The 20,240-nt window shown below is 65.5% G+C and carries 16 protein-coding genes; 9 read left to right on the top strand and 7 right to left on the bottom strand.

All coding sequences use genetic code 11. From position 1 onward, the window contains the following. Window positions 1-21: 21 nt before the first annotated feature. Complete coding sequence (gene uvrB, locus KXD98_RS12945) at window positions 22-2,181, bottom strand: excinuclease ABC subunit UvrB (protein ID WP_260764789.1); 2,160 nt, start codon at window positions 2,179-2,181, stop codon at window positions 22-24. Window positions 2,182-2,249: 68 nt separating this feature from the next. Here uvrB and KXD98_RS12940 point away from each other — a divergent pair, with 68 nt between their 5' ends. Further along, window positions 2,250-2,756, top strand: a complete 507-nt coding sequence (locus KXD98_RS12940; protein ID WP_260765174.1) for a DUF402 domain-containing protein — start codon at window positions 2,250-2,252, stop codon at window positions 2,754-2,756. A gap of 10 nt (window positions 2,757-2,766) precedes the next feature. Beyond that, window positions 2,767-3,327, top strand: coding sequence for a hypothetical protein (locus KXD98_RS12935; RefSeq protein ID WP_260764787.1), 561 nt, complete (start codon window positions 2,767-2,769; stop codon window positions 3,325-3,327). Here KXD98_RS12935 and coaE read toward each other — a convergent pair. The 3 genes from coaE to KXD98_RS12920 form a co-directional block, all read right to left on the bottom strand. Further along, window positions 3,324-4,472, bottom strand: a complete 1,149-nt coding sequence (gene coaE, locus KXD98_RS12930) for a dephospho-CoA kinase (protein WP_260764784.1) — start codon at window positions 4,470-4,472, stop codon at window positions 3,324-3,326. The genes KXD98_RS12935 and coaE overlap by 4 nt on opposite strands. Before the next feature lie 88 nt (window positions 4,473-4,560). Further along, entirely contained in the window at window positions 4,561-6,003 is a 1,443-nt protein-coding gene (gene rpsA, locus KXD98_RS12925) for a 30S ribosomal protein S1 (RefSeq protein ID WP_260764782.1), read from the bottom strand. An 88-nt stretch (window positions 6,004-6,091) separates the two neighbouring features. Beyond that, on the bottom strand, window positions 6,092-7,351 hold the full coding sequence (locus KXD98_RS12920; RefSeq protein WP_260764779.1) for a threonine/serine exporter ThrE family protein: 1,260 nt from the start codon (window positions 7,349-7,351) through the stop codon (window positions 6,092-6,094). Window positions 7,352-7,459: 108 nt separating this feature from the next. Here KXD98_RS12920 and KXD98_RS12915 point away from each other — a divergent pair, with 108 nt between their 5' ends. Beyond that, the gene (locus tag KXD98_RS12915; protein WP_260764778.1) at window positions 7,460-8,623 is read left to right on the top strand and encodes a PrsW family intramembrane metalloprotease; all 1,164 of its coding nucleotides are present in this window, start codon (window positions 7,460-7,462) and stop codon (window positions 8,621-8,623) included. Window positions 8,624-8,648: 25 nt separating this feature from the next. Here the strand turns inward: KXD98_RS12915 and polA are convergent, their stop codons facing one another. Further along, a complete protein-coding gene (gene polA, locus KXD98_RS12910) occupies window positions 8,649-11,309 on the bottom strand; it encodes a DNA polymerase I (protein ID WP_396883188.1) in 2,661 nt (886 codons plus the stop codon). Between the two features lie 182 nt (window positions 11,310-11,491). On the opposite strand from polA, the gene KXD98_RS12905 reads away from it, so the two are divergent. Together KXD98_RS12905 and KXD98_RS12900 are read left to right on the top strand one after the other, a co-directional pair. Next, the gene (locus KXD98_RS12905; RefSeq protein WP_260764776.1) at window positions 11,492-11,929 is read left to right on the top strand and encodes a Zn-ribbon domain-containing OB-fold protein; all 438 of its coding nucleotides are present in this window, start codon (window positions 11,492-11,494) and stop codon (window positions 11,927-11,929) included. Next, a complete protein-coding gene (locus tag KXD98_RS12900) occupies window positions 11,926-13,134 on the top strand; it encodes a lipid-transfer protein (protein ID WP_260764775.1) in 1,209 nt (402 codons plus the stop codon). Before KXD98_RS12905 ends, KXD98_RS12900 begins: the two co-directional genes overlap by 4 nt. Before the next feature lie 36 nt (window positions 13,135-13,170). Here KXD98_RS12900 and KXD98_RS12895 read toward each other — a convergent pair whose 3' ends face one another. Beyond that, a complete protein-coding gene (locus KXD98_RS12895) occupies window positions 13,171-14,295 on the bottom strand; it encodes a branched-chain amino acid ABC transporter substrate-binding protein (protein ID WP_260764773.1) in 1,125 nt (374 codons plus the stop codon). Window positions 14,296-14,721: 426 nt separating this feature from the next. Here KXD98_RS12895 and KXD98_RS12890 point away from each other — a divergent pair, with 426 nt between their 5' ends. Genes KXD98_RS12890 through KXD98_RS12875 form a run of 4 tightly spaced genes read left to right on the top strand, consistent with a single transcriptional unit; the run spans window position 14,722 to window position 18,785 of the window. After that, a complete protein-coding gene (locus tag KXD98_RS12890; protein ID WP_396883186.1) occupies window positions 14,722-16,023 on the top strand; it encodes a branched-chain amino acid ABC transporter permease in 1,302 nt (433 codons plus the stop codon). Window positions 16,024-16,030: 7 nt separating this feature from the next. Further along, the gene (locus KXD98_RS12885) at window positions 16,031-17,017 is read left to right on the top strand and encodes a branched-chain amino acid ABC transporter permease (RefSeq protein ID WP_260764771.1); all 987 of its coding nucleotides are present in this window, start codon (window positions 16,031-16,033) and stop codon (window positions 17,015-17,017) included. Next, a complete protein-coding gene (locus KXD98_RS12880) occupies window positions 17,014-17,982 on the top strand; it encodes an ABC transporter ATP-binding protein (protein WP_260764770.1) in 969 nt (322 codons plus the stop codon). The genes KXD98_RS12885 and KXD98_RS12880 overlap by 4 nt, the downstream gene beginning before the upstream one ends. Then, window positions 17,979-18,785 carry an ABC transporter ATP-binding protein gene (locus KXD98_RS12875; RefSeq protein ID WP_260764769.1) on the top strand — a complete coding sequence of 269 codons (807 nt, stop codon included), beginning with the start codon at window positions 17,979-17,981 and terminating at the stop codon, window positions 18,783-18,785. Before KXD98_RS12880 ends, KXD98_RS12875 begins: the two co-directional genes overlap by 4 nt. A 64-nt stretch (window positions 18,786-18,849) precedes the next feature. Here KXD98_RS12875 and KXD98_RS12870 read toward each other — a convergent pair whose 3' ends face one another. After that, the gene (locus tag KXD98_RS12870) at window positions 18,850-20,178 is read right to left on the bottom strand and encodes an ABC transporter substrate-binding protein (RefSeq protein WP_260764768.1); all 1,329 of its coding nucleotides are present in this window, start codon (window positions 20,176-20,178) and stop codon (window positions 18,850-18,852) included. Window positions 20,179-20,240 lie beyond the last annotated feature (62 nt).

The following is a 20,240-nucleotide window of genomic DNA, read 5'->3' as shown; positions in this document are numbered from 1 at the left end:
TCAACAGCGGTTCCGATCAACTCACTTCAGGCCGGCGGCGTCCATACCGCGCAGTTCCTTCTTCAAATCGGCAATCTCGTCGCGGATTCGCGCAGCCAACTCGAACTGCAAGTCTCGCGCCGCCGCCATCATCTGCTCGGTCAGATCTTTGATCAGGTCGGCCAACTCCGCGCGCGGCATGTTGGAGGTGTCCCGGCCCTCCACGATGCCTCCGCTGACCGCGCGGCCCGGTTCACCCGGCGCGCGCCGGCCACGCGACGCGTTGCGCCCCGATCCACCGATCTCCACAGCCTCGGTATCGTCGGCCTCCCGATACACCTGGTCGAGAATGTCAGCAATCTTCTTGCGCAACGGCTTCGGATCGATGCCGTGCTCCTTGTTGTAGGCGATCTGTTTGGCCCGGCGCCGCTCGGTCTCGTCGATGGCCTGCTTCATCGAGTCGGTCATCGTGTCGGCGTACATGTGCACTTCTCCGGAGACGTTGCGCGCCGCGCGACCGATGGTCTGGATCAGGCTGCGCGGAGAGCGCAGGAAACCTTCCTTGTCGGCATCCAGGATCGCCACCAACGACACCTCGGGCAGGTCGAGACCCTCGCGCAACAGGTTGATGCCGACCAGGACGTCGTACTCCCCCAACCTCAGCTGGCGCAGCAACTCGACCCGGCGCAGGGTGTCGACCTCGGAGTGCAGATACCGCACCCGGATACCCATCTCGAGCAGGTAGTCGGTGAGGTCCTCGGCCATCTTCTTGGTCAGCGTGGTGACGAGCACCCGCTCGTCACGTTCGGTGCGCCTGCGGATCTCGCCGATCAGATCGTCGATCTGGCCCTTGGTCGGTTTGACGATGACCTGCGGATCGACCAACCCGGTGGGCCGGATGACCTGCTCGACGAACTCCCCACCGGTCTGGCTGAGCTCGTAGGGTCCCGGGGTGGCCGACAGGTAGACCGTTTGGCCGATCCGGTCGGCGAACTCTTCCCAGGTCAGCGGCCGGTTGTCGACCGCCGAGGGCAACCGGAACCCGAAGTCGACGAGGTTGCGTTTGCGCGAGATGTCGCCTTCGTACATTCCGCCGATCTGTGGCACGGTCACGTGAGACTCGTCGATGACCAGGAGAAAGTCTTCGGGGAAGTAGTCGATCAGGGTCGCCGGCGCCGTCCCGGGTCCGCGTCCGTCGATGTGCCGAGAGTAGTTCTCGATGCCCGAGCAGAACCCGACCTGGCGCATCATCTCGATGTCGTAGTTGGTGCGCATCCGCAACCGCTGCGCCTCCAACAGCTTGCCCTGACCCTCCAGCTCGGCCAGCCGTGCCTCCAGCTCGGCCTCGATGGTCGAGATGGCCTGCGCCATCCGCTCCGGGCCGGCCACGTAGTGCGTGGCCGGGAAGATGCGCAACGAGTCGACCTTGCGGATGGTGTCACCGGTCAGCGGATGCAGGTAGTAGAGCTCCTCGATCTCGTCACCGAAGAACTCGATGCGCACCGCGAGCTCTTCATAGGACGGGATGATCTCGACGGTGTCCCCGCGGACCCGGAACGTCCCACGAGTGAAGGCGACGTCGTTGCGGCTGTACTGGACATCGACCAGCAACCGCAGCAGCGCGTCGCGTGGCACTTCGTCGCCGACCTTCAACTCCACCGAACGGTCGAGATAGGACTGCGGGGTGCCCAGCCCGTAGATGCACGACACCGACGCCACGACGACCACATCCCGGCGGGACAACAGGTTCGACGTCGCCGAATGGCGTAACCGCTCCACATCGTCGTTGATCGAGCTGTCCTTCTCGATGTAGGTGTCGGTCTGCGCGATGTAGGCCTCGGGTTGGTAGTAGTCGTAGTAGGACACGAAGTATTCGACCGCGTTATTGGGCAGCATCTCCCGCAGCTCATTGGCCAGCTGAGCGGCCAGGGTCTTGTTCGGCGCCATCACCAGCGTGGGTCGCTGCAGGCGCTCGATCAGCCACGCGGTGGTCGCGGACTTACCGGTGCCGGTGGCCCCCAACAGCACCACATCCCTCTCGCCCGCCCGGATCCGGCGTTCCAGTTCCTCGATCGCCGCGGGCTGGTCACCGGCCGGCTCGTACTCGCTGACGACCTCGAAGCGGCTGCCGGTACGCACGATCTCGTCGACAGGGCGGTATTCCGAGTGCGCAAGCACTGGATGTTCGGTCGCAAATGCCATTTCACCAGGGTAGAACCTGGGGCCGACATGTTCTGTTCCGCGAGGCGAGAAGCCCTATCCTGAACTCCATCCACCCTCCCAAGCACGAGATCTTCGACCTCACCGCCCGGACCAATACCGATCCGAAAGGCGTGGTCCGAGCCGTCGACCAGTACACCGTCACCTCGTGGGGGCTGTACATGGCGCGCCCCACCCCCGGGCGCGAACAGTTTCACTACCTCGAGTCGTGGCTGTTGCCGGCGCTGGGCCTTCGCGTCACCGTCTTCCACTTCAATCCCGGCCATGAGCGTGACCAGGACTTCTACCTCGATGTCGGCCGGTACGACAGCGGTCCATCGCGCTGGACCAGCGACGACCACTATCTCGACCTTGTGCTGCGATCGGGGAAATCGGTGCAGCTCACCGACGTCGACGAACTTCTTGGGGCGATGCGTGAGGGCCTGATCAGCCCACACGACGCCGAGCGTGCCGTAGGTATCGCCGTGGACACCGTCGACGCGCTCGCCAGCCACGGCTACGACCTCACTGCGTGGTTGCTGGGCATCGGCGTGATCTTGACGTGGCGGACGGCATAGACTCGGCCGTGTGAGTGCAAGGAGACGTGCGCGTACCGCCGCTGCGGTCGTCGTGGCCGCGGCACTGCCGTTGGTAGGATTCGTGGCTGCCGCGGGACCCGCGGCAGCCGAACCCAACGACCAGTCCGAGCTGGAGAACCCGGCCTCGGAGTTGCTGCACAACGTCACCTACCGGGCCCGTGTCGACGGCGTCTCACGCGGAGCAACGATCGCCTACGAAGCCGAGGGCGACGTCGTTCAGATCGCCAACCCGACCATGGTGCCCGGGCGTGTCTTCGAGGCCAACACCGTGCTTCCTGCCTCGGATATCGCCAACGTGCGGATCTCCATCCAGTGGCCGTACTCGGCGAACCTGCACTGCGAAATCCTGGTCGACGACGCATTGGTGGCCCAGGCCGACGATTTCATCGCCCCTCGCGTGCTGCCCCAGCGCGACGACCCCGACTACGGGGCGCTGACGTGTGAGGCGCCGGTCAGCGGGATCGCCAACGTCGTCCCAGCCGATCCAGCCCCCGCGCCTCCCCCACCGGGGGAACCGGCGCCGCCTGGCGCTGCCCCACCGATGACCTAAGCGCTCGGTCGCCACCCCGCGGTGTCGGCCCAGCGCCACGCGCGCCGGTAGGTCTCGACATCGTCTGGTTGCGCGTCCTGCTCTGCGGGGTTGGCGGCGAGCCAATCGACGAACAACAACGCGAACTGCTGACCGGGCCAACCGTCGACCCGCACATGGACGTTGGTGGGCCGTCCGGGATCGGCTGAACAATACAGGCGCTTGCGCCACGGTGAGCGATCGTCAGTGTGGTCGAACTCGGTGACCGTACTGCGCGCGTCGGCGTGACCGGCATCGTCGGTGGTGGCAGTTTTGACATAGCCCGCGGCCAGCAGCGACTCGGCGAGTTCGTCGGCGACGTCGAGTGACTCGACGGTGACCTGAACGTCGATGACGTCCCTGGCCGGCACGCCGACGATCGCGGTCGCACCGATGTGATCGACCCGCCGGGCCCGGTGCCCACAGGCGGTCCGCAGTCTGGTGACGATACGTCGTCCCTGCGCTTGCCAGAAAGGATCTGCCGGTACGACCTCGGGCCGTGCCTGCGCCGGCCGGCCCGCTTTCAGGTTGTCGGCGAACGGCTCGATGCGCTCGCGCCACAGCCGGCGCGACATCTCGACGAGGTCCTCGGCGGTACCGGAGTTGTCCAGCCAGACATCGGCGACGGCGCGGCGCTGCTCTTCGGTGGCCTGGGCCGCGATCCGTGCACGGGCATCCTCTTCGCTGAAGTTGCGGTATTCGATCAACCGCCTGACTCGGAGGTCCTCGTCCGCGTTCACGATGATCACCAGCGGGAACATCGACGCCATCTGCGATTCGACGAGCAACGGGATGTCCTCGACGATCACAGCGTCGGGGTCGGCGCCGGCGATCAGCTCGGAACGCCGCTGACCCACCAGTGGGTGCACGATGCCATTCAGTGTCGTGCGAGCGTGGTCATCGCTGAACGCGATGGCGGCCAGCGCCGGGCGGTTGAGGGATCCGTCGGGCTGTAGGATCTGCTCGCCGAACGCCTCGACCAGTCTGGCCAGTCCCTCGGTCCCGGGTTCGACGACTTCACGAGCGATGAGGTCACCGTCGACGACGATCCCGCCCAGCTCACTGAACGTGGCCGACACCGTCGACTTGCCCGCTCCGATTCCTCCGCTCAACCCAATGCGCAGCACCGCATCAGTCTGTCAGGAAGCCGAACCGATCCGAGAAAGGGGCAAGCCCCGACTCACCGAGCCGGGGCTTGCCGCCGATTGTCGGGAACTACGCGTTGCCCGCGAGCTTCTCGCGCAGCGCAGCGAGCTGGGCGTCGCTGGCCAGCGATCCACCGGCGCTCGGCTCTTCGGGACGCGAAGCGCCGTTGCCGGCCGGGCGGGCAGCTTCGGCGGCCTCGGCAGCAGCGAATCGCTCCATCTGCGCGGTGTGCATCTTGTGGCGACGCTCGGCCTCCGCGTAGCGCGACTCCCACTCGTCGCGCTGCTTCTCGAAACCTTCGAGCCACTCGTTGGTGTCGGCGTCGAAGCCCTCGGGGAAGATGTAGTTGCCCTGATCGTCGTAGCTGTCGGCCATGCCGTACTTCCAGGCCTCGAACTCCTCGGCGTAGTCCTCGTTGGCCTGCTTGAGGCTCAGCGAGATACGGCGGCGCTCCAAGTCGATGTCGATGACCTTGACCATTGCGTCGTCGCCGACCTGGACCACCTGATCGGGCACCTCGACGTGGCGCTCGGAGAGCTCGGAGATGTGCACCAAGCCTTCGATGCCCTCTTCGACGCGGACGAACGCACCGAAGGGCACCAGCTTGGTGACCTTGCCCGGCACGATCTGACCGATCGCATGGGTGCGGGCGAAGTGACGCCACGGATCTTCCTGAGTGGCCTTGAGCGACAACGAAACCCGCTCACGATCCATATCGACGTCGAGCACCTCGACGGTGACCTCGTCACCCACCTGAACCACCTCGGACGGGTGATCGATGTGCTTCCAGGAGAGCTCGGAGACGTGCACCAGACCGTCGACACCGCCGAGATCGACGAAAGCGCCGAAGTTGACGATCGAGGACACCACACCCTTGCGGATGGCGCCCTTGGTGAGCTGGTTGAGGAACTCGCTGCGTACCTCGGACTGCGTCTGTTCGAGCCACGCTCGGCGCGACAGGACCACGTTGTTGCGGTTCTTGTCGAGCTCGATGATCTTGGCCTCGATCTCCTTGCCGATGTAGGGCTGCAGATCGCGGACGCGACGCATCTCGACCAGGGAGGCGGGCAGGAAGCCGCGCAGCCCGATGTCGAGGATCAGGCCGCCCTTGACGACCTCGATGACGGTGCCCTTGACGGCCTCGTCTTTTTCCTTGAGTTCTTCGATGGTGCCCCAGGCGCGTTCGTACTGAGCGCGCTTCTTGGACAGGATCAGACGGCCTTCCTTGTCCTCCTTGGTGAGGACCAGGGCTTCGACCTCATCGCCCACGGAAACGACCTCATTGGGGTCGACGTCGTGCTTGATGGACAGCTCGCGGGAAGGGATGACACCTTCGGTCTTGTAGCCGATATCGAGTAGTACCTCGTCGCGGTCCACCTTGACGATGGTCCCTTCGACGATGTCGCCATCGTTGAAGTACTTGATGGTCTTGTCGATGGCGGCGAGGAAGTCCTCCGCGGAGCCGATGTCGTTGACGGCTACTTGCGGGGACGTGACGGAGGGACTTGGCATGTGGTGGGTTGCTCCGGACAGGTTTGATCGTAGGGACACAGGTTGCTTATTGATGACCTGAGATCGCGCACACAGGTACTGATCGAGACTACTCGACTGGGCGCATGCTGGACAAACCCGGGTGGCGCCGGGGCCGGCGGGCGCGTCTGACCAGCTGCCAGCACACTAACCCGGTCTGCAGCCCGAAAGCCACCGAGAACATGGAGATGAAGGTGACGACGATCGCGGAGTCACCGTCGGCGCCGAACAGCTCGGCGATCCCGATCAGCCCCATCGACCCGGGAACCAGCAACCAGAACCCGGGAAGAATCAGCGAGATCGCCGGCGGAGCGCCTGCCCGGCTCGCCATCGCCAGCGCGCACACGGTCAACACCACTCCCCCGGTGAAACCACTGACATAGCTGCCGAACAGCAGGTCACCGAGGTACTGAGCCGAATAGGCCGCGTAGCAGACCACCACCAGCCACGGCAGGAACCGTAGCGGTGGACCGAGGAACAGCATGAGACCGAACGCGTACACGGCGACACCGACCCAGGGCGCCCAGGAACCGAGCTTGTTGACCGCGACCGAGGACAGTTGCGACTCGGCCTCCCCGAGCACCTGCACCGCGATGAAGATGCCGAAGGCCAGCTGGGCCAACTGGACGAACCCGGCGACCAGCCGACTGGCCCCTGAGATGGTGTCGCGCGAGTTGAGCTCGATCACCGCCAGGGTCAACGCGGCCCCGGGCAGGAACATCGCCAGCGGCGGAATCAGCGCCCTCAGCCCGATGTGATCGAGCCCGAGGCGGTGCGCCGCCAGGATGCTCAGCGCAGTGACCACGAACGCACTGATGACCGGTACCAGCTGGTTGAGCAGCGGCAACCCTCGTCCGACGGCCGCGATCGCACCGACCATCAGTCCGAACACCGTGGCGCCGAGCAGGTTCAGCGGCGTCGGCTCCAGAACCAGCGCCAGGCCCGCACTCCAGATGCCGTACCCGATCACCGTGACCCAGGCGGGCAGGCGGTGCCGTGTGGATCGAATCCGTTCGAGTTCGGCCTCGCCCGCCGCCGGATCCACGGCACCCTTGCGCGCAGCCGAAACCAGCCGTGCCAGCGGAAAGGTCTGATCGAACCGCAGGTCAGCCTCCACCGAGGCGGATTTCACTGCAGTACCCGATGCGGTAGCGGGTCCGACCACCTGCACGGTGTTGGGCAGCGCGACGAATTCAGTGGAGACGCCGTAGGCGCTCGACGCCCGTCGGAGCATCTCGCGGATCAGCGTGACCGGATAGTTTGCGGCGGCCATCGCGGCACCCAGGCGCGCGAGGAACTGGATGTGGTCGTCCGCGCGTGAAGTCTGCATGGTCAATGTGTGAGGCCCTCGCCAGCCTCATCGAACCTACCCGACCGGCCGGGCGCGTCGGGTTCGTGTTACCGGGCCGGCCTCGGGACCACCGTTTACCCTGCGAGGATGTCGATCCGCCCAGCGCACCCGCTCCCGGTCCAACCCGGTCTGCCTCAGCGCGTGCGCAAGGTCGGTGCGCCACTGGGCGTTCTCATCGCCTTGGGGACGCTGACCGGCCTGCTGGTGATCGTGCTGACGGCGGTCAATCCCGCCGGGACAGCGGTCGGGTTCGTGCTGTCCAGTGTCGCGATGGCAGTCGTGGTTCTTGCCTACCTGTGGTTGGACCGGTGGGAACCCGAACCACCGCGGCTGTTGTTGTTCGCATTCATCTGGGGCGCCTCAGCCGCGGTCGTGATCGCGCTGATCTTGCAACTCCTGCTCGAAGTGTGGCTGAACCCGGCTTTGGATCCCGCAGCGGCGGGGACCAGTGCGTGGACGCTGGTTATCGGCGCCCCGGTCACCGAAGAGGCTGCCAAGGGCCTGTTTTTGCTGCTGATGATGACCGGCGCGCGCCGCCATGAGATGAACTCGTTGACCGACTGCCTGGTGTATGCCGGCCTGGTGGGCGCGGGCTTTGCCTGGCTCGAAGACATCATGTACATCGCCGACGGCGAGTCATTGGCCGATTCGCTGCTGACCGCGGCCCTGCGGCTGATCATGGCGCCGTTCGCGCATTCGCTGTTCACCACGTTGTTCGCCCTGGGTGTCTGGTACGCACTGCACAAGCGCAACAGATGGGCCCAGCTCGGCTGCCTGCTGTCGGGCTACGCCGGCGCGGTCCTGCTGCATGCCATGTGGAACGGGTCCTCGTTTTTGGGTGTCGAGGCCTACTTCGGGGTGTACGTGTTCTGGATGATGCCGATCTTCGCGCTGGCAGTCACCCTCGCCATCTACAACCGCCGTCGGGAGCAACGGATTGTCTCGGCGAAGCTGCCGGGCATGGTGGCGGCGGGTGTGGTCACCCCCAACGAGGCGACCTGGCTGCACTCCATCCCTACCCGCAAACACGCCATCGCCGAGGCGAGGCGGTTCGGCGGCCGGCAGGCCGGAAAATCGGTACGCAAGTTCGCCCATCAGGTGGTCGAGTTGGCGTTCGTGCGTGATCGCATCGACCGCGGATTCGGCGATGCGCGGGTCAATGCGCTGCTGACCGAGGAGACCTACGCCGTCTACGCGGTCCGGGCATCGTCGCCCGCGCTGCACCGGATGGCAGGCTTCCGGGTGCCCTGACCGTCTTGGTCCGGCCGACTCCGCTTCAGTGCGCCGCGGCGTCCCAGCTGCGCCCGTAACCGACGCTGACCTCCAGCGGCACCGCGAGGGAATAGGCGCTGCCCATCCTGTCGCGGACCAACGCGTCGAGGGTGTCCCGCTCGCCTTCGGCGACCTCGAAGAGCAGTTCATCGTGCACCTGCAGCAACATTCGGGACTTCAGGCCGGCGTCCTTGATCGCCCGGTCGACGTTGATCATCGCAACCTTGATGATGTCCGCCGCACTACCCTGAATCGGCGCGTTGAGCGCCGCCCGCTCAGCGGCCTCGCGCACGTTGCGATTACTGCTGTCGAGTTCGGGAAGGTAGCGCCGGCGGCCGAACACCGTCGAGGTGTAGCCGTCCTTGCGGGCCTGATCCACCACCGCATGCAGGTAGTCGCGCACCCCACCGAATCGGGCGAAGTACTGCTCCATCTGCACTTTGGCATCCTCGGTGGAGATCTTGAGCTGCTGAGCCAGCCCGTACGCGCTCAGGCCGTAGGCCAGGCCGTAGGACATCGCTTTGACCCGGCGCCGCAGCTCGGCGGTGACCTCGTCGATGGGTACCGAGAACGCCCGCGAGGCGACGAACGAATGCAGGTCCTCGCCGGTGTTGAACGCCTCGATGAGGCCTTCGTCCTGCGAGAGATGCGCCATGATCCGCATCTCGATCTGGCTGTAGTCAGCGGTCATCAACTCCGCGTAGCCAGCACCGACGACGAAGGCGTCGCGGATACGCCGGCCGGCCTCGGTACGGATCGGAATGTTCTGCAGATTGGGCTCCGTCGAGGACAGCCGCCCGGTCGCTGCGATGGTCTGGTTGAACGTGGTGTGAATCCGACCGTCGCCGGCTGTCGACGCGAGCAGCCCGTCGACGGTGACTTTGAGCCGGGTGGCGTCGCGGTGGGTCAGCAGATGCTGCAGGAAAGGGTGGCCGGTCTTTTCGAAGAGGCCCTGCAACGCATCTGCGTCGGTGGTGTACCCGGTCTTGGTGCGCTTGGTCTTGGGCATCTGCAGCTCGTCGAACAGCACCACCTGCAGTTGCTTGGGTGAACCCAGATTGATCTGCTTGCCGATCACCGCATAGGCCGCCTCGGCGGCATCGCGGATCTGCTCGGCGAACTCGCTCTGCAGTTGCGAAAGGGTGGGCAGGTCCACCGCGATTCCCGCGGTCTCCAACTCGGCGAGCACCCGCTGAACCGGCAACTCCATGCTCTCCAACAGACCGGAGGAGTCGATGCGGGCGAGCTCCTCGTCGAGCGCGCCGGCGAGGTCCATCACCGCGTTGGCTCTCAGCAACAACGTCTGCACCGCCTGATTGTCCACGCCGTCGGTATCGTCGAGCAGCGAAAGCTGTTGCTGTTCAGCGTTATCGGCTCGCAGCTCACGTTTGAGGTAGCGCAGCGACAAATCGTCGAGGGTGAAGCTGCGCTGTCCCGGACGCACGATGTAGGCGGCCAGCGCGGTGTCGGAGGTGACGCCGGCCAGTGTCCAGCCCCGCCCCTGCAGGTCGTGCATGGCCAACTTGGCTTCGTGCAGCGCTTTGGGAACACCCGGGTCGGCCAGCCACGACGCCAGCGCGGCTTCGTCCTCGGCCGTCAACAGCGCGGTGTCGATGTATCGGCCGTCGCCGTCGGCCGCGACGATCGCCAACGCGGTGGCATCGCTGTCGAAGGCCAGATGGTTGCCGACCACCGCGAGGCCGAATCGCTGTCCGTGGCTGTGCTCGGCCAGCCAGGCGGCCAGCGCGCCGGCCTGCAGCGCTTCACCTCGGACCTCGAACCCCTCGTCCACCTCGGGATCTGCCGAGGCCAACGTGTCGAACAAGCGGTCCCGCAGAACCCGGAACTCGAGATCGTCGAAGAGGCGGTGGATCTGGTCGCGGTTCCAGGGCTGCATGCGCAGGGTGTCCGGCGTCTGCGCCAGCGGCACGTCTTTGACCAGATCGGTCAATTCCCGGTTGAGGACGACGCTGGACAGATTGGCGCGCAGCGCGTCGCCGACCTTGCCCTTGACCTTGTCGACGTTGTCGACCAGCGCTTGCAGCGAGCCGTACTCGGCAATCCACTTGGTCGCGGTCTTCTCCCCCACCCCGGGGATGCCCGGCAGGTTGTCGCTGGGGTCGCCCCGCAGCGCGGCGAAGTCGGGGTACTGCGCCGGGGTCAATCCGTACTTCTCCAGCACCGCGTCAGGGGTGAACCGGGTCAGCTCGCTGACCCCTTTGCGCGGGTAGAGCACCGTGACGTCGGCACTGACCAGCTGCAGGGAATCGCGATCGCCGGTGACCACCAGGACCCGGTAGCCCTCCTGCTGGGCCTGGGTGGCCAACGTCGCGATCACGTCGTCGGCCTCGAAACCGGGTTCGGCGAGCACCGTGATCCCCAGCGCGCCCAGCACCTCCTTGGTGATGTCGATCTGACCGCGGAACTCGTCGGGCGTGGCCGACCGACCCGCCTTGTATTCCGGGTACTTCTCCAGGCGGAACGTCTGCCTGGACACGTCGAAGGCGGCGGCGATGTGCGTCGGCTGTTCATCACGCAGCAGGTTGATCAGCATCGCGGTGAATCCGTAGACCGCGTTGGTGGTCAGCCCACCCTGGGTCTTGAAGTTCTCGGCGGGCAAGGCATAGAACGCGCGGAACGCCAGCGAGTTGCCGTCCAGCAGCATCAAGATGGGTTTCTGGCCTTCGGTGGGGACGGCGGCCTGGGTCTCCGATGCAGTCTTGGCGGGGCTCACGGAGATCACTCTAGGCATCCGGTGAGACAGCCGGCGCTGCCGCGCAACAACCGGCTGCTACCGAACTGGAACACGTTGTAGTCGTCGCCGCGGCGCTGGGTACGCTGATCCGCGTGTCAATCACGATCAAGCCCGCGGTCGACGGGTGGTTCGCCACAGACGGCGCCGGCAACCCGTACCTGATCGGCGGCAAGTGCCTGAAGTGCGGCACCTACGTGTTCCCGCCGCGGGCCAACAACTGCCCCAACCCCATCTGTGACAGCGACGAGCTCGCCCAGGTTCCGCTGTCTCGGCGGGGACGGTTGTGGAGCTACACCGAGAACCGTTATGCCCCACCACCTCCCTACCCCTCACCGGATCCGTTCGAGCCGTTCGCGGTGGCCGCCGTCGAGCTGGCCGACGAGGGAATCATCGTGCTCGGCAAGGTTGTCGAGGGCACGCTGGCCGCCGACCTGAAGGTCGGAATGGAGATGGAACTGTCCACCATGCCGCTCTTCGTCGACGACGACGGCGTGGAACGCATCGTCTATGCCTGGAAGGTTGCGGAATGAGTACGGGAACTCCGGAACCGGTCTACATCCTTGGTGCCGGCATGCACCCGTGGGGCAAGTGGGGACATGACTTCACCGAATACGGTGTGGTGGCGGCCCGTGCGGCGCTCGCCGAAGCCGGGCTGGATTGGCAGCAGATTCAGTTGGTCGCAGGCGCGGACACCATCCGCAACGGCTACCCCGGTTTTGTCGCCGGTGCCACCTTCGCCCAGAAACTGGGCTGGAACGGCGTGCCGGTCACCTCGAGTTATGCGGCCTGCGCCAGCGGCTCGCAGGCCCTACAGAGCGCCCGCGCGCAGATCCTGGCTGGGTTCTGCGACGTTGCGCTGGTCATCGGCGCCGACACCACGCCCAAGGGATTCTTCGCCCCGGTCGGCGGGGAACGCAAGAACGACCCGGACTGGCAGCGGTTCCATCTGATCGGTGCGACCAACACGGTGTACTTCGCGTTGCTGGCACGCCGCCGGATGGACCTCTACGGCGCGACGCTCGAAGATTTCGCCCAGGTCAAGGTCAAGAACGCACGTCATGGCCTGGAGAATCCGAATGCCCGCTACCGCAAGGCGGCCTCGGTCGACGACGTGTTGGCCAGCCCGGTGGTCTCCGATCCCCTACGCCTGCTCGACATCTGCGCGACCTCTGACGGTGCAGCGGCGCTGATCGTGGCGAGCAAGTCATTCGCCGAGAAGCACCTCGGCTCGGTCCAGGGCGTGCCCTCGGTACGTGCGATCAGCTTGCAGACGCCGCGGTACCCACAGCACCTGCCCGAACTGCCGGACATCGCGACCGACTCGACCGCGGTGGTCGCCGCGCCGGACCGAGTGTTCAAGGACCAGATCCTCGACGCTGCGTACGCCGAAGCCGGTATCGGGCCTGAGGACCTGAGCCTGGCAGAGGTCTACGACCTCTCTACGGCGCTGGAGTTGGACTGGTACGAGCATCTGGGACTGTGCGACAAGGGTGACGCCGAGCAGTTGTTGCGCAGCGGCGCGACGACGATCGGCGGTCGAATCCCGGTCAACCCGTCGGGTGGACTCGCCTGCTTCGGTGAGGCGATTCCCGCGCAGGCCATCGCCCAGGTCTGCGAACTGTCGTGGCAGCTCCGCGGACAGGCCACGGGCCGACAGGTGGAGGATGCAAAGGTCGGCGTTACCGCCAACCAGGGCCTGTTCGGCCATGGTTCATCCGTCGTCGTCGCCCGGTGAACTAGCCTCTGGCACAGGCTGTTTCCCGCAGTCGCATCACTGGAGCCGGCTCACCCACACGGGCGGATCGACCAGTTCGCCGTTCACGCTCCACCGGTATGTGCGATCCAGACCGCGGGCGGTGGAGGCCCTCACACGGTCCAACAGGGCCGGCCGGGTCCAGGCTCCGGCATCGATTCCGTTGAGAAGGATTGCGCCCAGGTCGTACCCAGTGGCGCTGAACGCCGCCGGCGGTTCCCCGAATTTGTCCGTGTAGGCCGCCACGAACTCTCGATATGTCACCGACTCCGCTGCCTGCATGGATGTTTCGGGCTCGGGCACACCGCCCACGGTGAGGAACTGCAGGTCTGCGCCCGAGCCTCGCAACCGACCCGCCAGCACCGCGGCCTGGGTGTCGCCACCGCTGAAGAACACCGCATCCGGCTCGGCCGCGATGACGGCGTCGAGGGCGTGGGGATCGTCACCGACAGTCGCGCTACAGGCTGGATCCGCGGCGGGGCCGAGCGTTTCGCGGACCACCCGAACGACCTCGGCACCGGCCGGGTCCCCGTCGTCGAGCACACATACGCCGGAGCTGCCCATGGTTCGTCGCAAATAGTTGGCCACCGCGACGCCCTGAACGGCGCTGTTGGCCAGCCCCCGCAAGAAGGTGCGCCAGCCGCGTGCCGCCAGTTCTGGGCGGGTGGCCGAGGGAGTGATGGCCACGATCCCGGCATCGTCGAACACCGGGCCCGCCACCGCCGCCTCGTCGGAGCCCGCCGGGCCGATCACACCGATAGTGAACGCGTCGTCGACGAGCTGGCGAGCGGCTTGCTCGGCAGCACCGGCGTCACCTTCGGTATCAAACGGTTTCAGTTGTATCTGACACCCGGCGTTGGCACCGTTGTGTTCGTCGACGGCAAGCTGGATGCCATTCCGGATACCGCGGCCCAGCGTGGCATCCGGCCCACTCAGTGGCACTGCCACCGCGATCGACAGCGGCGGGCACACCGTGGTGCCGTTTCCGGCCGGGTCGATGTCGGAAGGGGCGCCCGCCGTCGGGGCCCCGTAGCGGTCGATCGGGAACTGCTCGACGATCCGCGCATCGGAGTGTTGAACCTGGGTACCCGCGTCGAAGACGGAGCAGCCGGTGGCGGCCAACCACGCCGCCGTACTCAGCACCGCGACTGTCCGCGCTGCCCTCCCAAGCACATCGAACCTCCGGCCGGTTGACTATCCGGCTAAACATAGTCAACCGACGCCGCCGGTGTTGAGCTCAGAACTCGAAGTCGCCGTGTTGGCTGCACTCCCGGTGCGTGTCGGGAGTCAACTCGAACAGCGCCGCCACCGAAGCAGCGACGAGCATGCCGAGGAAAAGCACCAGCATCGCCATGTCGACAAGACTGGCACCTCCGACCGGCCGCGGATAAGCGCCAGCAGTGACAGCCTGCACACATATTCCGCCACAAGGGGCGGGCCGCGTCGCCGGGATCGGCATTCTCGAAACCCAACCGATACAACAGGCGGACGCCGAGAAGCGCGCCAGGTGTGACTGAACCTTATAAGGTCCCAAAATCGGGAAATGGCCCGGAACGTGCGACCAACCGCATCGGAGGTTCATCAGTGGGGACGGGCTCCCGAGGAACGCGCATCGTGCTGCGAGCACTGATAGTGCTGTTTCTTCCGCTGCTGGCCGGGCTCGTCTCGGCCGGCACCGCCGCGGCGGTGGAGGAGACGGCGACGGTCTCGGGTCGGCTGGTCAATGCCGGCGAGCCCGTCGCCGACGCGCGGGTACGCGCGCTCGATTCCGGTGGTGACGAGATCGCCGTGACCACCTCGGACGACAACGGCCGGTGGTCGCTTGAGGTGCCGGTCGGGGAAAGGACTTTCGAGGTGGACCCCGAAAGCCTGCCCGAAGGGGTGACGGTGCAGGGCACCGTCACCCGGCAGGTGGTGGCCGGCCGCCCGAACACCGTCGTTTTCACCTTCGGTGAGGTTCGTACCTCGATGGCCACCCCACTCTACGAACGGGTGATCCGGCTGACCATCGACGGTTTACGGTTCGGTCTGGTCATCGCCGTCGCCGCCGTGGGATTGAGCCTGATCTTCGGCACCACGGGGCTCACCAACTTCGCGCACGGCGAACTTGTGACACTCGGCGCCGTCACGGCCTGGGTCTTCAACGTCAGCTTCGGCATGGGTCTACTACCGGCGGCTCTGCTGGCCGTCGTCGTCGGGGTGGCCATCGGCTGGTTGAACAACACCGCGATTTGGAGGCCACTGCGCAAACGACGAATCGGGCTGATACCGCAGCTGGTGGTGTCTATTGGCCTGGCCATCGCACTGCGCTATCTGATTTTGATGTTGTTCTCCGACCGCACCCAGGCCTTCGCCGGCTACTCGGTGACCGCGCAACGCCAGTGGGGGCCGGTGGCGATCACCGACATCAACATCATCACGATCGCTATCAGCCTGGTCGTGTTGGTCGCCGTGGCCCTACTGCTGCAGAAGACGAAGATCGGGAAGGCCATGCGTGCGGTTGCCGACAACAAGGATCTGGCCGCTTCGTCGGGCATCAATGTCGAACGTGTCATCACCTATGTCTGGTGCCTGGGGGGTGGGTTGGCGGCCCTGGGCGGTGTGCTGCTGGCGGTTTCCGAGCTGGGCGGCCGAGTCCAATGGGAGATGGGGTTCAAGCTGCTGTTGCTGATGTTCGCCGGCATCACTCTTGGTGGGCTCGGCACCGCCTACGGTGCGCTGCTGGGGTGCCTGATTGTCGGCCTGCTCGTGCAGTTGTCAACCTTGGTGATCAATCCGGACTTGAAGTACATCGGCGGTCTGCTGATCCTGATCTTCATTCTGATCGTCCGCCCACAGGGCATTCTCGGCTCGCGGGAAAGGGTCGGGTGAGTCACGGATGGACATTCTGGGTGCACTGCAGGTTGCCGGCGCACAACTCATCGGACCATCGGCGATCTTCTACGCGCTGTTGGCGATCGGCCTCAACCTGCATTTCGGCTACACCGGTCTGCTGAACTTCGGCCAGATCGGGTTCGCTCTGCTCGGCGGTTACGGCGTGGGCATCATGACGGTCACCTACCAACAGCCGCTATGGGTAGGGATGCTCGTCGGGCTGGCGGCCGCTGGCCTGCTGGCCATCGTGCTGGGCATCCCCACCTTGCGTCTGCGTGCCGACTATCTGGCCATTGCGACCATCGCGGCCGCGGAGGTTCTGCGGTTGATCTTCCGGTCCACCGCCGCGAACCCGGTCACCGGTTCCACCAATGGGCTCTACGGATACGCCGAACCGTTCACCCGGATCAGCCCTTTCGACTCCAGCAAGCAGTACTCACTGCTGGGGATGAGATTCGTCGGCGACGACCTCTGGGCGATGGTCGTGGGGTGGACGGTGGTGATTCTGCTGTGCGGATTCGTCTACCTCCTCATCCACAGCCCGTGGGGGCGAGTACTCAAGGCAGTGCGTGAGGACGAGGACGCGGCCCGCGCCCTGGGCAAGAACGTGTTCGTCTACAAACTGCAGGCGCTGGTGCTGGGCGGCATGATCGGCGGTATCGGCGGCATCTTCAACGCGCTGCAAACCAAATCGATCCACCCCGACTTCTATTCGACGTCGCAGACATTCTACGCCTTCGGCGCCCTGCTACTGGGCGGTGCCGCCACCGTGTTCGGCCCGGTGCTGGGGGCCATGTTGTTCTGGTTCCTGCTGGCCGTGCCCGACGCGCTACTGCGTCAGGCCATCGCCGGACCGGATCCGGTGTTGCCGTTGACCGACGCGCAGGTCGGAGCAACCCGGTTCATCCTGCTTGGCATCCTGATCATCGTGTTGATGGTGTTCCGACCGCAGGGGATCACGGGCAGAAAGCGGGAGGTGGCACTCAATTGACCGATGTCGCGCCATCCCCGTTCGCCGACGTGTCCGCCGAGCCAGGATCTGCCAAGCCGGATCCGATCATTCTGGTGGACAACATCACTCGATCCTTCGGCGGCCTCAGAGCCGTCGACGTCGCGCACCTGGAGGTTCAACGCGGCGCCATTACCGGTCTGATCGGTCCGAACGGCGCCGGCAAGACAACCTTCTTCAACCTGCTCACCGGCTTCGATCGCGCCGACACGGGAACCTGGTCGCTGGACGGGGTCAGCCTGTCGCGGATGCACCCGCACCAAGTGGCCCGCCGGGGCGTGGTGCGCACCTTCCAATTGACCCGCGCACTGGCCAAGATGTCGGTTCTGGACAACGTCAGGCTGGGTGCCACTCATCAGACTGGTGAGCGGATCCTCAACTCGCTGTTCCATTTCCGATGGCGCAAGCAAGAAGCCCAGATCACCGAACGGGCGCACGAGATGCTGGTCCGGTTCAAACTCGACGCCAAAGCCAACGACATGGCCGGGTCGCTGTCGGGCGGGCAGCGCAAGCTGCTGGAGATGGCGCGGGCGCTGATGACCGAACCCAAGGTCGTCATGCTCGATGAACCGATGGCGGGGGTGAACCCGGCGCTGACCGAGAATCTGCTCGTCCACATCAGCTCGCTTCGAGATGAAGGCATGACGGTGGTGTTCGTGGAGCACGACATGGACGTGATCCGCGATATCAGTGACTGGGTGGTGGTGATGGCCCAGGGTGCAGTCATCGCCGAGTCCCTTCCCGAGGCACTGGCCGACAACAATGCCGTCGTCGACGCCTATCTGGGCAGTCACCACGATCAGGCGCTGGAGTTCGACGACGCCGGTAACCCGGTCGGTGCCACCGCCGAACTGGCCGAAGAAATCGAGCAAGCCGTCGTCGACACCATCGAATCCGGCGGTGACCTGTCCGAGTCCGAGATCCCGGAGAGTCCGCGCAGGCCATGACCGACTCCACCGCATCCTCGCTCAGCCCAGCCGAACTGGCTGCCACTCCTGCTGTGCACGACCGGCTGGCCGAAGGCGCGCTGCTACGTGCCGACCGGTTGATCGCCGGCTATCTTCCCGAGGTCGACATCCTGCGGGGGTGTGACTTCTACCTGCGCGACGGTGAGATCGTCGGGATCATCGGGCCGAATGGGGCCGGCAAGTCGACGCTGCTCAAAACACTGTTCGGACTGATACCCATCCGTTCGGGCACAGTCGCGCTCCGCGGCGAAGATATCACCTCCGCCCCGGCACATGTCCTGGTGACCAAGGGTGTCGGCTATGTCCCACAGAACCAGAACGTCTTTGCGGCTCTGACCATCGAAGAGAACCTGGAGATGGGGATCTATCTGCGCCCCAAAAAGTTCCGCGAGCGGTTCGATGTCGTGGCAGGGCTATTCCCGCTGCTGGCCGAACGCCGAAAGGTCAAAGCCGGCGCGCTGTCCGGCGGCGAACGCCAGATGGTGGCGATGGGCCGCGCACTGATGATGGAACCGTCGGTGCTGCTGCTCGACGAGCCCTCCGCAGGCCTGTCCCCGATGTTCCAGGACGAGGTGTTCATTCGCTGCAAACAGATCAATGCCACCGGTGTCTCGGTGATCATGGTGGAGCAGAATGCTCGTCGCTGCCTGCAGATCTGCGACCGCGGCTATGTACTCGATCAGGGCACCAATGCCTACACCGACACCGGCCGCAGCCTCATGAACGACCCCAAGGTGATCGAGCTCTACCTGGGCACCTTGGGCGGCAAACGTCAAAAATAGTGCTCGACGGAGCAATTCGGGCCGGGCGGCAGATGCCGCCCGGCCCGAATCACGCTGGTGAGCCTCAGCCCTGCACGACGATGTAGTCGGCTACGTTGATCGTGTTGTCCGGCCCGAATTGCAGGTTGCCGTATGAGCCCACAGAGGGCTCGCCGGCCGGAGCGAACTCCAACTCACCTGTCACGCCGTCGTAGTCGATATCCTCGCCGGCCCGGATCAGGTCGCGGCATTGGACGAATGAGGTGCACTTGGCTCCCTCGCGGGTGACCGAGTTGATGTTGGCCGCGATGTCGACACCGGCGGTGGACTGTGCCTGCTCGGCGGCCAACGCGGAGATCACCACGGCATCGAAAGCCTCGCCCGCGTAGTTGAAGTCGACCAGCCCGGGGTCGACTGCGGTAAGGCGACCCTGGAACTCCGGGCCGACCTCGGTCATCGGGGCGGTGCCCTTCATGCCCTCCAGCAGACCAGGCGCCACACCCTCACCGAGCGCGTTACCCATGTTGCCGTCGGTGCCGTAGACCAGCATGCCGTCGGACGGGCCGATGCCGACCTCGTGCATTCGGGTGATGATCTTCGCGGTCTCCTCGAAGCCGAGCACCGCGACCGCGTCCGGATTGAACTCCTTGACCTGATCGACCTCGGCGTTGAACGACTGTGCGTTGGGGTCGTAGATGATCTTGGTGATCTGATCCTCGGCGATGCCGGCACTCTTCAGATCCTCGACGGTATTGGCAGCCAGGCCGGTTCCGTACGGATCGTTGAGCGCGAGGATCGCCACTCGCTGAGCGCCGTCACCGGTGATCAGTTGGGCGAGCGCCTGGGCCTGCAGCACATCGGTGGGGGCGGTGCGGAAGTACATGCCCCGGTCGGGATAGCAGACGAACTGGTCGGACGTGTTGGCCGGGGAGAACATCACCACACCCGCGCCGACGATCTTGTCGATCACCTTCAGCGACACCGCCGAGGAGGCTGCGCCGATGATCACATCGACACCCCCGGCGAGGTGCCGGTCCACCGTGGTGTTGGCGGTGTCGGTGGTGGTGTCGCCGGAATCACCGGTGACCAGTTCGATCGGCTGGTCGAGGACCCCGCCGGCGTCGTTGATCTCGTTGACCGCCACCTGCACCCCGGCAATTTCGGGAGGTCCGAGGAAGGCGAGCGTGCCCGTCTCCGGCAGCAAGGTGCCGATCTTGAGCGGACTCGTGTCCGGGGTGGCGCCCGCGGTGGCCTGCTCCGGTTCACAATCCGTGGTGACGACCTCAGCCTGGGCTTCGGCGGTGGTCTCGGGGGTGGTGGTGGCGTCGCCGTTGTCCCCGGAGGCACACGATGTCAGCGCGAGCGCGGCCACACCCGCCAGCGCGACGACGTGACCGAGGGTTCGATTCTTCATCAAGAATGCTCCTAGAATTCACGGGGCAGGGTGGTAAAGATCGGACTCGACGCTAATGGGTG

The organism is Mycobacterium sp. SMC-4, from assembly GCF_025263265.1.
Taxonomy (GTDB): Bacteria; Actinomycetota; Actinomycetes; order Mycobacteriales; family Mycobacteriaceae; genus Mycobacterium.
This window is presented reverse-complemented; position numbering and strand designations above follow the sequence as displayed.